This is a genomic window from Treponema phagedenis (assembly GCF_008153345.1).
Taxonomy (GTDB): Bacteria; Spirochaetota; Spirochaetia; order Treponematales; family Treponemataceae; genus Treponema; species Treponema phagedenis.
Genome location: NZ_CP042818.1, coordinates 1,540,048 through 1,553,672, shown reverse-complemented (window position 1 = coordinate 1,553,672; position 13,625 = coordinate 1,540,048). Strand labels below are relative to the sequence as shown.

Sequence of the window (13,625 nt, the reverse complement as noted above, 5' to 3'; positions counted from 1 at the left end):
TTGTTTACACCTCCTTATACACACCGCTTGCCTTTGCAAGTTCAATCACCCGATGTGCACGGGTAATAATCGGCCCGTCTACCATTTTTCCGTCTACCGCAATTACTCCGGAACCTTTTCGCTCTGCTTCCGCCGCTCCTGCGATAACACGCAATGCCTTTGTTATTTCTTTTTCCGAAGGAGTATAAATATCATGGACAACTCGAATTTGTTTTGGGTGCACCACTGATTTTCCGTCAAAGCCCAAGTCTTTGATAAACTGCACCTCGTTTCTAAATGCTTCTATATTATTGATGTCGGCAAAGGCGGTATCCAATGCGTATAAGCCGGCATTCCGTGCCGCATGTAAAATCTGTTCCCGCGCATAGAAAATCTCCATTGCATGGGATGAACGGGTTGTTTTCAGGTTTGTAACATAATCTTCCGCTCCCAGTGCAATTCCCATCAGCCGGGGACTTGCCTGTGCTATCTGCACCGCATTGATAATACCGGTAGCGCTTTCTATTGCCGCCATCATCATGGTACGCCCTTCCGCTCCAATCTCTTTTTCAACGGCAGTGATCAGCGCATCAACCTCATGTATTTCTTCCGGAGTATCGGTTTTCGGCAGACGGATAACATCAACACCTGCTTTTACCATTGCGATAACATCATCTTTTCCGAACGGAGTATTTAATCCGTTAATGCGGACTACTACTTCCGTGGTGCCGTAATCAATCCGTTTGAGCGCATGGTACACTAAAAGGCGGGCTGCATCCTTTTGATTAACGCTTACCGCGTCCTCTAAATCGATCATAATAGAATCGGCACCGTAAATATGCGCATCGGTTATCATTGCGGGATTATTTCCCGGCAAAAACATCATTGTTCTGCGTAATCGTTCTCTTTGCGACATTGCCTACCCCTCCCATTGATAATCGGTTCTTTCAGCCGCCCGATAACATGCGGCTTTTAACCGTGCGGTGAGGACATAATCAATCGCCCCCTTATCCGCAACCTTAATAAACGCGGCGGTTACACCAAGCTCTTTTGTAACTTTTAAAATAAGCTCTTTAATTTGCCGTCCGAACTGTTTTTCAACAGAGCTGGTAAGCTCTATTGAAATGCCGTTTTTCGCAGGTTCAACCGTAATCATCACATCGCTCGATTCCAGTGTTCCGGCAACCCCAGTTGTTTTTAGCTGCATAATACCCCTCCCGTAATTTTTAACGCATTTACAAAACAGGCTAAAAAATACACACATGATTTTTCGCCGCCAAAAGCGAAACCCGTTAGATAAACATTTGCTTAGTATTAGTATCTTTCAAATGTCTAAATTTGTCAAGATTTTTATTCACGACAAGAGCAAGACATTTTAATAATGCCAATCAAGACAAATTTATAAAAAGGAACCAAGGTTTGGTTTTGCCGTCCGTGGCAAAACCAAACCCTCGAGTTTTAAAGCTTTGCAAAACCGTCTTGCTTTAAAACATCGTTTCTGCGTGGAACCACTGCCATCTGTGGCAGTTCTGATTTTTGACATTCGTGTCAAAAACTAACCCACGAGTTTTAAAGCTTCAATTTTACAGTTTTGTGTTGATGCTTTAAAACATCGTTTGTAATTTAGCAACGGTGGGCAAACTTACCATAGGGCAAAGCGTTAATAATTTGCCTTCGCTTCGCCAACGAGTTTTAAAGCTTCAATTTTACAATTTTGTATTGATGCTTTAAAACATCGTTTGATTTTGTTCTGATTTTGACAACGGTGGGCAATTTACCATAGTGATGCTTAAATCCGCAACCCCTTATTGTTGATACCCCTATTTGTATAACAGGAAGTTAATTACAAAACGCTACACTATTACCCACTTGTCATTTTTTATCGCAGTAATGGTTGTTTCTTGCGATGTTACATTGGCATCTCCTTTGTGCACTGTTCCGTGTTGTGCACCGGGGGTTATATTCTCAATTTATTCGGCAGAACCTGACAAAGAGGTTTGCCGTAAGCAAAGTCTCAAGAGTTTTATGACAAAAAGCCCCCGCCCCATAGGGACGGAATGGCAAAGAAAAACAACTTACTTAGGGGGTGTATGAGCGTATCGGACCGGGATATCCATATCCACTTCTAGGTGAATATATCATGTAAAATAGTCGAGTGTAATCCTCAGTTCCTTCCGGATAAGGTATCAGCACTGCTTTACATGCTTTACTTCCCATGGCACCGGTACCAAAAGCACCTAACTCTATATTCGTAATGCTTCTAGGCAGTTTTATGCTTGCGTTCACGCAGCCTTTAAAAGCATTTAAGTTCGATAGTTTGCAGCCCCTCAGGCAGTGTAAGTTCCGTGATACCGCTGCAGCCGGAAAAAGCGCTGCCACCGATGCTTTGCAGCCCCTCAGGCAGTGTAAGTGTCGTGATGCTGCTGCAGTAGGAAAAAGCGCTCTGGCTAATAGTTTGCAGTCCTCCTGGCAGTCTTAGTTCTCCTGTGATGTTCTTGCAACCGGAAAAAGCGGCGGCTCCGATACTTTGCAGCCCTCCTAGCAGTCTTAGTTCTCCTGTGATGTTCTTGCAACCGGAAAAAGCGGCGGCTCCGATACTTTGCAGCCCTCCTAGCAGTCTTAGTTCTCCTGTGATGTTCTCGCAACCGGAAAAAGCCTCCTGACCGATGGTTTTAACCGTATCCAATAAAACAAGCTCTTTTATATTTGTATAGCTATCTTTGAACATCTCATTGCTTTTAAACTTGATGTTTTCCATTCCTATTATAAGCTTTGTTATGCCACAGCCGGAAAAAGCATCCTGACCGATAGTTTTAACTGTATCCAATAAAACAAGCTCTTGTATGGTTGTGCAGTTAGCAGCAAATATCTCGTTGCTTTTAAACGTAATATTTTCCATTCCTATCGTAAGCTTTGTTATGCCACAGCCGGAAAAAGCGCTGCCACCGATGCTTTGCAGCCCCTCAGGCAGTGTAAGTGTCGTGATGCTGCTGCATTCGGAAAAAGCATTCGAATAAATGTTTTCCAGCCCGGCAGGCAACTTCAATTCTCCCGCAATACCGCTACAGCCGGAAAAAGCCTCCTGACCGATGGTTTTAACCGTATCCAATAAAACAAGCTCTTTTATATTTTTATGGTTGAATACCTCGTTGCTTCTAAACGTAATATTTTCCATTTCTATTACAAGTTTTGTTATGTTGCAGTCGCAAAAAGCTTCTCTTTCGATAGTCTGCAACCTAGCAGGCAGCTTCAGTTCTCCCGTAATATTGGCGCAGCCCTTAAAAGCTTCTTATCCGATAGTCTGCAATTCAGTAGGTAATTCAAGTTCTTCCTCAATGCCACTACAGTTTTTAAAAGCTGCATAATCGATTTTTTCCAGCCCGGAAGGAAACCTAACGGCCGTAATTCCCTTGCAACCAGAAAAAGTACTGCTTTCAATGCGTTTTAACTTAGAAGGCAACCTCAACTCTCCCGTTATACCAGTGCAGTTCAAAAAAGCTTCATATCCAAGAGTTACCAGTTCGGCAGGCAAATTGAGCTCTCCCTTAATGCCGTGGCAGTCTTTAAAAGCTTCCCTTTCAATATGTTGCAGCTCGTCAGGCAGTGTAAGTGCCGAGATTCCGCTGCAACCTTCAAAAGCCATACTCCCGATACGTTGTAGTCCGGCAGGCAGTGTGAGTTTTTTTATGCCGCTGCAATTTGAAAAAGTTGCCATTCCGATAGTCTTAACCGTATCTGCTAAAACAAGCTCTTGTATCTTTACACCTTTCATCGTAAACGAGATATTTTCCGTTTGAATCGTAAGCTTTGTTATATTCCAAGAGTCAAAAGCTCCGCGAGCAATATGTTGCAGCGTCTTAGGCAACCTCAGTTCCCTAACGAATCTAGGGCGCAAATTCAGATTTATAGAGATTGCAGTAACCGGCGTTCCATTTATTTCTTCAGGAATTACAAGCACTTGATCATCACCTTTTATCTCCAAAATTATTCCATCACTGGTTATGTCAAACTGCGTAGCAGGCGTCGGTTTTAATTTTGCTACCGCATACAAAGTTGTATCGGCATTAAACGTTCCGGTATACTCTTCAAGTTTTTCACCGTTTTCATCGCTAAGGTACCAAACAATTGGGTCCCCGTAGTATTCTTGCGGTTTTACCATTGCCATTGCATTTTGTATTTCGATATTATTTTTTATCTCTGTTAAAGTGCTGCCTTTATCTACCATAAAAGTTTTATTTGTAGGAAGGTGTACCGTATCTTCATCGCCTGCAATAGTTATCGTAACTTGACTGCGCTTTGACACGGCAAAAATAGTTTCTTCGCCGTTAAACTCATAGGAATCTGCAATAGCGTCGCTTAAACCTGAAAGCACCCATTTATCAAGCTCGTAGTTTTCTTTAAAGCCAAGAGTAGGTAGCTTAGTTTTTACTGTTGCCCAGTTTTCGCCCTTGTCTATTGTAACAGTTTTATTTGCTGGAACGATTACATTGGAATCACCGGTAATCGTCACTGTAACTTGACTATGCTTTGCTACGGCAAAAATAGTTTCGCCGCCGTTAAACGCATAGGAAGCTGCAATAGCGTCACTTGAGCCTAAAAGCACCCATTTGTCAAACACATAGTTTTCTTCAAAGCCAAGGGTAGGCAGCTTAGTTTTTACTGTTGCCCAGCTCTCGCCCTTATCCACCGTAACAATTTTACTTGCCGGAAGGATTACATTCGAATCACCGGCAATCGTTACTGTAACTTGACTGCGCTTTGAAATCGCATTCAGAATTTCTCCGCCTTTAAATACATAGAAATCTTCAACAGCGGTACTTGAACCTGAAAGCACCCATTTGTCAAGCTCGTAATTTTCTTGAAAGCCAAGAGTAGGCAGCTTAGTTTTTACTGTTGCCCACTTCTCGCCCTTGTCTATCGTAACAGTTTTATTTGCCGGAAGGATTACGTTCGCATCACCGGCAATAGTTACCGTAATTTGACTGCGCTTTGATACGGCAAAAATAACCGTATCGGTTGCAAAAGTATCGTTGTCTTTCAGTACGGCACCGTTCGCATCAGTGAGGTGCCACGAGTCAAGCTCATAGTTTTCTTCAAAGGTCAGTGTAGGCAGTTTAGTTTTTACTATTACCCATTTGTCATTTTTTACTGCGGTAATTGTTGTTTCTTGCGATGTTACATTGGCATCTCCTTTTACCATTATGCTAACGGTTGTTTTGTCGTGTACTTTTTTACACCCGCAAAAAAACAACACACTTGCCGCCGCAATGAGGATCAAAGTTTGCATTCCAAATATTTTTTTCATATCAATCTCCTTTGTGCACTGTTCCGTGCTGTGCACTGGGGGTTTAATTAAAAAGGTAAGTGCGGTTGCTCCGTGCAAAACAGCCACTTTGTCCTTTCCATAGTTTTTGCTCCTCTTGGAGCTTTGCCCAATGTAAGACCTTGAGCTTGTCGTCCTTTTTATTTGCTATTTCAAAATCGTTAAAAAGATTTATACCCTGATTTGATAGTCCCTTTTGTTTCGGTTGTTGGAGAATCACTCAAAGCGTTTACAATCGCAATGCCCGCAGCTCCGGCAAGGCTGAGTGTGCCGAGAATTACATCGGCGGGCTCTTCGGAATCAAGGGCGTCGGCTATTTTTTTGATTCCGGCGATTGCCAATGCCCCGCCGGCAAGCACGCTTAACACAGTGGTTACCTGCTCGGAGGTTGAAACACCCGTTTTGCACCAAAGAGCAAAGTGCTCGCAATTGTTGGTAACCAAATTATATTCACGCTCTCAAAGCCGAGAGCGCGCCCTGCGCACCGTTTCTTCCGGCGAATATACGGTGTGATTTCTGCGGTATGACTGCGGTATTTTGCATACGGTAACGGTTGCTCCTTTTACAAACTCTGAAAGAGGAATTTTCTGTATGCAAATATTTCCGCCCCAGTCTCCGGATTTGTCGGCATAATGGATAACCGTTTGTTCTCCACTGTATATGCCAAAGTGTTTGTATATACCGCGGTCAATCATTAAGATGTCGCCCTTTTCGGGCATGGTGTTTTTCCGTGCGAGTTCGTTCATCGTTATTCCTTTTAATGCATTGCTATTTTCAATTGTTTTGCGGCTGCCGCATTTCGGGCATTTGGGGTTTTTCCCAAAGGGAGAAAATATTCCCGCGGCTTTTGCGGTTGCAATAAAGCCATGCCCGCAGGCTGTGCAATGAAACACGGATTGCCGGTCGCCGGAAAGTCCCGGCGGAATGAGGTTGTTGGTAAAGTTGTGCATGGGGTTAAACCTCCTTATTGTATTACGCAGTATACCTTATTCATTGGAAAATATATCCGATATACATGCAAGCATTTTATCGCGAAGTTTTTTTGCGGTTCTAATATCATCTTCGTATGCCTCTATTTTCGAAGCATAGTCCTTCATCATTTCCATTAATGTTTCGCTATATCCGTCATCTTCTTCATCGAAAATCTGTTCATTAATTTCTTTGTCTGCTTGATTTACAGTTTCTTGCATTTTCTTTCCTCTTTGCTTTTCAGTTTCTTTTTCTTGTTTCACAGCTTTTTTACGATTTGAACCAAAAAACAATCCAAGAGCAGAAAGAGGATCATTCTCTTCTGTCCCCTCTGCTTTTTTCTTACTTTCCTTCTTAAACTTTTTATCCATTCTGATTTTATAATATGATATGTCGGACTGCATTTTTTCAACTGCTGCAAAAATATTTAAATTTATTTTATTTAACATAGCTTTATATTTTGTAAGATGCTCAATCCTATCTTCATCGGCAGTAATATATCGGTTGAATATATCTTTGACAATACTTTTAAGGTGATTAGCTTTGTGCGTATTTTTATGATTTAAACTTTTAAAAAAAGACTGCAGCGGCGAGCTTTTATCACTATCTAAAGCATCGTCTAATCCCAAGGATGAATACGGCATTAGATCTACATAGGGTATGCCGAACATATCTAATTGTTCTCTTATTTCTTCACAAACATCTTCTACCTCATCTTCTGTACGTAAATCCGCTTTATTGCAAACAACAAATAATTGTTTATTCGGATCTTGATCAAAAATCTTTTCCAACATCTCACGATCATCATTTGTTAATGTTCCGGATTCAACACTTATTACCCAAATTAAGGCTGAAGCCTGTTCAACATATTCAAGAGATGTTTGCATATCACTCTCCGTTTTAGTTCCCGGGTTATATCCCGGAGTATCAATAAAACAAATATGTTCAAAGGCATTCGATAATTTAGCATTGATCGTTACATAGGGCAAAATAGTTTTAATACTAAATGAAAAACTTTTTAATTTATCGTGCGAGAATTTTTTGAACATTTCTTTTGTTATATTAACAATGCCACCAACCCAAGAGTACCCCGTAATTGACGGTTTTTCTCCCGCAATAATATAAGCAGGGAGCGCAGTAACGGGTTGAATTCCTGTCGGAAGTCTTATGTCATTATTTTGAAATAAGCTATTGATAAATGATGACTTACCGCTGCTAAAGCTCCCTGCCAATGCAACGATGTTTTTCTTATAAAGAATTGGGCAGTTCACCACAAGTTGCAGTTCCCGTTCTACATTTTGAAGTTGTAAAAAAGCGGTTGCTTCTTCGGCGAGAGAATCATTTTTATTCGCATATTCTATATAATCATGATTAAGTAATCGTGAAAATTCTTCTAGACTCTCATTTTCCACAGGGGGCGCATTGAATACCGATGCTATAAAAGAAAGATTGGTGCCCAGTTCGTCCTTTACCGATTGAGCTTCTTTAAGCTTTTCACTTTGTTCATCATACATCTGAGTACGCTGAGCAAGCTCGGCGTCTACTTTTTCTTTTGCCGACTGCGTCTCTTTAAGCACCTCGCTTTGCTCATCATACATTTTGATACGCTGAACAAGCTCGGCATCAACCTCATCCTTTGCTAATTGTGTGTTTTTAAGCACCTCGCTTTGCTCATCATATATTTTGGTACGCTGAGCAAGTTCGGCAGTTATTTGTTTTTGTTTTTTTACACTTAAAAAAACTACTATGAGAAATGCAATAAATAAAACAGCCGGTAGTACCGCATACCCTACAATACCGCTTAGCATTCGATAGCCTCCACTTCTTTTTGAATTCTTTGTAAGTTTTCTAAAGCAAGTTTCGGTGCTTCGGCTTCTTTCTTTTTTGTTTCGAGTATTTTTTCATATTTTTCCAGTATGCTTTTTGCAAAATCGACCTTGCTTAAGCGAGCCTTTGTTTCTTTAATCTTATCATTGGCAAGTTCGGTAAATTCAGATTCCAATTTACCAATAAATTCATTTGCTTCATCTAAAAAATCTTCTGCATAAGAGTCTGTTAAAATCCCTGTTTCGGAAGAAAAAGAAGTTTCACCGGCGTATTTAATCTCGTCATCAATTACCGATGCTACAAGAGAGCGGACAGCATTTCTAATTTCATGAATGCTCATCGATTCTTCAGATGCTTCAGCACCCCAAAACTGAGCAACGGCAGAGCTTAATTTTCGTATTAAATTTAGATTTTGTTCTTGTACAAAAAGACTGACATCCGCATTAAAACTTTGGATAAAACGTCTAATAGCATCTTTAACAGTTGCGGTTTTTACTGTGGTAAAAGTTTCTGAATGGTGTTTTTTCCAGAACAAATGCCCTGTTGTCCATGATTTGCTATCACTTCCTTCGGCACTGTCAATTCCGCCTTTTGCCTCGGAAAAAAAATTTTTTAAAAGGATTTTACAATCATTTCGCGTTTCAAAATACCAGCCGTCAATAGTATCTGCAAAAATATCTTTTAAAGCAGGTCGTATTTTTCCGGCAAACTCTTCAATACTTTCAATCTCTTTTGTTAATTTTTCAAGGTCCCTTGTTTTAATGTCATTCTTTCTTTGTTCAACATATTCTAAAATTTGTTTTTTACTGTCTTGCGCAATAGTTATATGCCTTTGTTCAAATTTTTCGAGCTTATCTTTGAATATCTTTTTCTTTTGTATTTTTACACTTTCAATACTGCCATTTATGGCGGCTATATTTCCTAAATATTCTAAAAAATGTTTTGAGGTTTCGGCATTATTATCGGAAAAATAATCGGCATAGTCTCGGGACAAATTTGACCAAACTTTTTTTCTACCTTCATCCCAACTTGCTTTACTCTCCCATGTTTGCAACATTGCCTGACAAAGCCCCGATGAATGGAATATACGTTTTTCTCCTTCTTTGAGAATTGTATTAAAAACTCCGTCACTGTTTATCTCACCCGATAAAACATCTTTTATTTGTTTAGATAATTTTATTTTATTTGATTCAACTGCGTCCTCTAATTTTCCATTGGCTTCCGCTTTTACTTCTCCGCCAAAAAGCGTGTTGTCAAATTGGCTTGCCACAATAAATATTTCTTGGATTCCGTCTTTGGTGGTAATCTTTGATAACACATCCGTATCGCTTTTTGAAAGCATTTGGTTCGCCGGACTCAAAATTAAAACAACATCGCAATTGCTTAAAAGCTCACGCGCCTTATCATCTCGAGAAGGAACAGGGTCGTTAAAACCGGGAGTATCAACTATGGTTACTTCTTTTAGTACATCAAGCGGAAGCCTTATGTTTACGTTACGCGTAAACGGCATATAGGGACCGCTTTCACCAACATAGTCTGTCAAAACGGATGCTATGTCATCAATTGAATTTACCGGTATTATTTTTTCGCCCCTTTCTATTTCTACGCGAATATTACTGCCTGCTCTTTCTATACGCTGATATTGGTCGTATGCAGCCGAAAGAGAAAGATTCTCTCCTCTTATTTCTTTTTCAGCTTGTTTTATAGCATCTTCCTTAATTTGCGAATCAGACGGAGTTGTTTGCGGATTTCTGCTGCGACGTTCTTTAAGTTTTTTAAAACATTCTTCTTGTTTATTCTTTAAACGTTTCTCATAGTCTTCAGCATTTTCTTTTAATTTTTTAATATCGCCTTCTGTAAAAAATTCTACGGTTACCGCAACTTTTTCACCGTATTCAAGATATGTTAGAGCTGCGGTCATAGGCGTTGCGGCCTTCGGCAAAATATCCTTCCCATCAAAAATAAGAGAGTTAAGCAAAGAAGATTTTCCCACTTTTACGCGTCCAACAATACCTATTCGCAAAAGCCTATCAGTATCGGTATCTTTTTGGTATGATTCTTTTATTTTTTCTACTTCGCTAAAATCTTTGCAGGCATCATGTACTGCATCCATAAAACTTTCGTCATCGGAATGGCGGTTGCATAAATCATCAAATTGACTTCTTAAGTCACATATCCTATTTAGTATTTCAGTACTCATCTTATTCTTCTAATAACTTAAAAGTTTTTTTTCAAGAGCTTCAAGTTTTTTATAATTACTTTCCAGCTGGGCAATTTGTTCGGGGATATTAGTGTTTTTTTCCAACTCAGCCTGCGCAGCTTGAATTTCTTTTGTTTTTGTTTTAAGTGCTTCATCAAACTGCTCAGAAATTTTTTGAATAAGAGCTTCTGAGTTTTGCTGCAAAATTTCTACAACCTTTGTACGGATATTGCGCTTGATAGTAGGCATTTGCCCGATAATCTTTTGGCGAATTTCCTCTTGTTTATTTTGTTTGTCTATTTCTGCAAAAATCAAATTGATAATTTCCGGAAGCAATATAATTATTACCTCAGCAATAGGATGGACAATGTCAGTTGTAGCAGCGAGAACACCTGTAATAGACGTGTATGCAACATTTCCACCTTTTTCCTCCCGTTTTTGAATATATAAATTTATTTTTTCTCTGCTTGAGTTGTACCAGTTTTGTGCTTTATTTTGAAGATTGTTGATAAAACCTGAAGAGTTAAAAGAATCCAGCAAGTTATTCAATTCTTTACATTCATTACCAAAACTTGTAGAAAAGTTCATACTTACGTTTTCTATAACCTTGTTTACTTTTTCAATTACAGTGTTTTGTATAATACTGTTTATTTCTTCGGTTAGCGCATCAGCTCCGCCACCCATTGCAATCGCAACAAGGGAATCCATGTTGGAGTTAATAGTATTTCCTACCGCCGAAGAAATAACATCGGCTTCATTTGAATATGCATACTGTTTTTTTTCGGCTATCAATTTTTCTTTTCTCTCTTTTAAGCGATCGCGAGCTGCTTCAAGTTCTTGTATTGCGATTTTATTTTTTTTCTCGTCATTTTTAAGTGCGGCAAGTCGTGTATTAATTGACATTCGAGTTTCGTAAAACACATCTTTCATTGAATCCATAAAAGCATTTTTAAAGAGAGCTGCAGGATCAAGTGTTTTTACCATATCGGAAAAAACTTTTGTCTCTTCCTGATTTATTTTTCCAACCTTTTTTTGTACGCCCAAAATATTTTCTATTTCCGATTCCATATGCTGAACAACGGCATTAGCTTCTTCATCGCTCCGTAAATCGGTTTTACTGACAAAAAAGGTCAAGTCTTTTTTAAACTCTACAATATTTTCCAGCTGTCTTTTCATACTTGAGGTAATTGTGCCGCTGTCAGCTGGCGTTAAAACGATGTAGTGAACTGCTTCACTCAAGTAGCTGAGAATAGCTTTTGAGTGACTGTCAAGCGGAGAATCAAAACCGGGCATGTCAACTAACACAAGCGGCTGAATAGCCTTTAAGTTTTCACTGTTAATATAACGGCGAATACATTTAAAGTCTGCGCCGACAGTATCCGTATCGCTTAAGCGGACAACAGTACCGTCACCTTTAACTCCTTCAGCATATTCAATTTCGGAATAATATAATTCCGATGCAATGGCTGTTTCCGGTTTGATGTTTGTCGCCAATAGTTTTTTTCCAATGAAGTTATTCAGCATAGTGGATTTACCTGCACTGAATTCTCCTACAATAGCCACAGGCAGATGCATGTTGTCAACCGCATCTTTTAAAGCTTCCGCTTTACCATTTTCAATTTTACATTCTTTTGTAATTGATATTACTTCAGAAAGTAATCCACTAAATTCTTTTTGTATACCTATCATTTTTTTTCCTCCGTATATACAAGATTTCCAAGTCTTGCAAATTTAATATATTCATAAAACATTCGCACCAAGTAAACGCATACCGGTAGCGGTTTTTGCGCTACCGGCTATACCTATTTCTTCAATTATATAAAACTACCACCACCAAAAACCTTTTTTTCTTGTATTTTTTTCTTTGTTTTCCATGATGTTCTTCATCAATTCTACCAGTTCATCTATGCTTGCCTTCTGTAGTATTTTTAATTTTTTAAGTTGTAAAGATTTTTGTGTTTCGGCATCGGAAGAATTTTTTACGGTTTCAATTTCATGCTCATATTGACAAACTTCATCAATAATTTTTTCAAGTTTTTCTTTAAATTTTAAATTAAAACCTGCTTTTCTAAAAATCTTTTTAATAAATCGTTTTTCGCTTTTACTGTATACACCGTCGCAGCATGAAAGCACAGAGTAAGCAAACAATTCTGAAATAGGCAATAAGTTCTCTTCAAAACCGGGCACATAAATATTGGTCTTTTTAGTAATTCTGGCTTCGCATATTTCCGATATTTCATCATACCGATCATCAGGATCTTCAGGGAACGTATATGGTGTATCGTCATCGTCATCGTCATCGTCATAAAAAAATATGTTTCCCTTTAAAAGTTTTTCCACTTCTTCAAGCGAAACATCCGAATCAAAGTTTAAAAATGCTAAAAAAGGACCAACACAATGATATGCCAATGAGGAAGTACCTCCAACATCTGCAATTTCTTCCGCCTTATCCAAATACTCGGCATAGCGAGTAAGCCGCTCCTCATCAAAGGGCAATCGTTCGTTTTCGAAATCATTGTTCATATAAAACTCCTTATAAAAATATTTGGTAACTATCAGTATCTTTTATAATACTTTATCACTTCATTTTTTCTCTTTATTTTTCTCATAAGCGTTACCAACTCATCAATGCTTGCCTTTTGCAGTATTTTTAATTTTTTGAGTTGTACAGCTTTTTCTTCTTCCTCACCGAAACCTTTTTTTACACTTTCAATTTCTTGCTCATATTGACAGACTTCTGCAATAATTTTTTCAAGTTTTTCTTTAAACTCTAAGTCAAAACCTGTTTTTCGAAAAATCTTTTTAATAAATCGCTTTTCATTTTTACTGTATACGCCGTCGCAGCATGCAAGTATGGAGTACGCAAGTAGTTCTGAAATACATAAACCTATTGGGCTTGCACTATAATCACACCATATTGCAAAAGTTATCACTGACTCACATATTTCTGCTAATAGATCATATCGATCATCTGCATCGTCCAAAGACGATGCAGGGACACATCCTTCTTCAACTTCATTTATATTTTTATTGCGTTTAAAATAGACATTTTTTTCTAAAAGTATTTTCACTTCCTCTTCTGAGACATCAGCATCAAAATTTAAAAATGCCAAATATGGGTTAATATTCTTCAAAAAATCACTAACTAAATTGCTTTCCGAAAAGTCATACAAGTGTCTTGTTATTTTTCCGATACCCATCATTCCACTTGATTTTTGTACTTCTGGAAAAAAATACTTTTCCACATTGTCCAAATACTCGGCATAGCGAGTAAGCCGTTCCTCATCAAAGGGTAAGCGTTCGTTTTCAAAATCATTGTTCATATAA

10 protein-coding genes and 2 pseudogenes are annotated in these 13,625 nt (G+C 38.7%); all 12 read right to left on the bottom strand.

Translation table 11 applies throughout. From position 1 onward, the window contains the following. Positions 1 to 4: 4 nt before the first annotated feature. The 12 genes and pseudogenes from citE to FUT79_RS06785 all read right to left on the bottom strand — a co-directional run bounded on the left by citE (position 5) and on the right by FUT79_RS06785 (position 13,621). The gene (gene citE / locus FUT79_RS06835) at positions 5 to 895 is read right to left on the bottom strand and encodes a citrate (pro-3S)-lyase subunit beta (protein ID WP_024753519.1); all 891 of its coding nucleotides are present in this window, start codon (positions 893 to 895) and stop codon (positions 5 to 7) included. Positions 896 to 898: 3 nt separating this feature from the next. Continuing rightward, positions 899 to 1,186: a citrate lyase acyl carrier protein gene (citD, locus tag FUT79_RS06830; protein ID WP_024753518.1), complete on the bottom strand. Its 288-nt coding sequence runs from the start codon at positions 1,184 to 1,186 to the stop codon at positions 899 to 901. Positions 1,187 to 2,272: 1,086 nt separating this feature from the next. Beyond that, positions 2,273 to 3,070 carry a leucine-rich repeat domain-containing protein gene (locus FUT79_RS15815; RefSeq protein WP_342353788.1) on the bottom strand — a complete coding sequence of 266 codons (798 nt, stop codon included), beginning with the start codon at positions 3,068 to 3,070 and terminating at the stop codon, positions 2,273 to 2,275. Next, positions 3,053 to 3,253, bottom strand: a pseudogene (locus FUT79_RS15810) (leucine-rich repeat protein); the annotation flags it as partial. The gene FUT79_RS15815 and the pseudogene FUT79_RS15810, both read right to left, overlap by 18 nt. Before the next feature lie 15 nt (positions 3,254 to 3,268). Beyond that, on the bottom strand, positions 3,269 to 5,284 hold the full coding sequence (locus FUT79_RS06820) for a leucine-rich repeat domain-containing protein (protein WP_148889433.1): 2,016 nt from the start codon (positions 5,282 to 5,284) through the stop codon (positions 3,269 to 3,271). Positions 5,285 to 5,463: 179 nt separating this feature from the next. Then, entirely contained in the window at positions 5,464 to 5,670 is a 207-nt protein-coding gene (locus tag FUT79_RS06815; protein ID WP_238570030.1) for a hypothetical protein, read from the bottom strand. Between the two features lie 33 nt (positions 5,671 to 5,703). Continuing rightward, positions 5,704 to 6,252, bottom strand: a pseudogene (locus FUT79_RS15805) (lecithin retinol acyltransferase family protein); the annotation flags it as partial. 36 nt (positions 6,253 to 6,288) lie between these two features. Further along, a complete protein-coding gene (locus tag FUT79_RS06805) occupies positions 6,289 to 8,079 on the bottom strand; it encodes a dynamin family protein (RefSeq protein WP_024753514.1) in 1,791 nt (596 codons plus the stop codon). After that, on the bottom strand, positions 8,073 to 10,298 hold the full coding sequence (locus tag FUT79_RS06800; protein WP_081718839.1) for a dynamin family protein: 2,226 nt from the start codon (positions 10,296 to 10,298) through the stop codon (positions 8,073 to 8,075). Before FUT79_RS06800 ends, FUT79_RS06805 begins: the two co-directional genes overlap by 7 nt. A gap of 9 nt (positions 10,299 to 10,307) precedes the next feature. Beyond that, on the bottom strand, positions 10,308 to 11,987 hold the full coding sequence (locus FUT79_RS06795) for a dynamin family protein (RefSeq protein WP_024753512.1): 1,680 nt from the start codon (positions 11,985 to 11,987) through the stop codon (positions 10,308 to 10,310). A gap of 135 nt (positions 11,988 to 12,122) precedes the next feature. Next, complete coding sequence (locus FUT79_RS06790; protein ID WP_024753511.1) at positions 12,123 to 12,821, bottom strand: hypothetical protein; 699 nt, start codon at positions 12,819 to 12,821, stop codon at positions 12,123 to 12,125. Between the two features lie 32 nt (positions 12,822 to 12,853). Further along, the gene (locus FUT79_RS06785; RefSeq protein ID WP_024753510.1) at positions 12,854 to 13,621 is read right to left on the bottom strand and encodes a hypothetical protein; all 768 of its coding nucleotides are present in this window, start codon (positions 13,619 to 13,621) and stop codon (positions 12,854 to 12,856) included. Positions 13,622 to 13,625: the final 4 nt, after the last annotated feature.

Coding starts and splice junctions, on each gene's coding strand:
- citE (WP_024753519.1), bottom strand. CDS start 895: ATGTCGCAAAGAGAACGATTACGCAGAACAATGATGTTTTTGCCGGGA.
- citD (WP_024753518.1), bottom strand. CDS start 1,186: ATGCAGCTAAAAACAACTGGGGTTGCCGGAACACTGGAATCGAGCGAT.
- FUT79_RS06820 (WP_148889433.1), bottom strand. CDS start 5,284: ATGAAAAAAATATTTGGAATGCAAACTTTGATCCTCATTGCGGCGGCA.
- FUT79_RS06805 (WP_024753514.1), bottom strand. CDS start 8,079: ATGCTAAGCGGTATTGTAGGGTATGCGGTACTACCGGCTGTTTTATTT.
- FUT79_RS06800 (WP_081718839.1), bottom strand. CDS start 10,298: ATGAGTACTGAAATACTAAATAGGATATGTGACTTAAGAAGTCAATTT.
- FUT79_RS06795 (WP_024753512.1), bottom strand. CDS start 11,987: ATGATAGGTATACAAAAAGAATTTAGTGGATTACTTTCTGAAGTAATA.
- FUT79_RS06790 (WP_024753511.1), bottom strand. CDS start 12,821: ATGAACAATGATTTCGAAAACGAACGATTGCCCTTTGATGAGGAGCGG.
- FUT79_RS06785 (WP_024753510.1), bottom strand. CDS start 13,621: ATGAACAATGATTTTGAAAACGAACGCTTACCCTTTGATGAGGAACGG.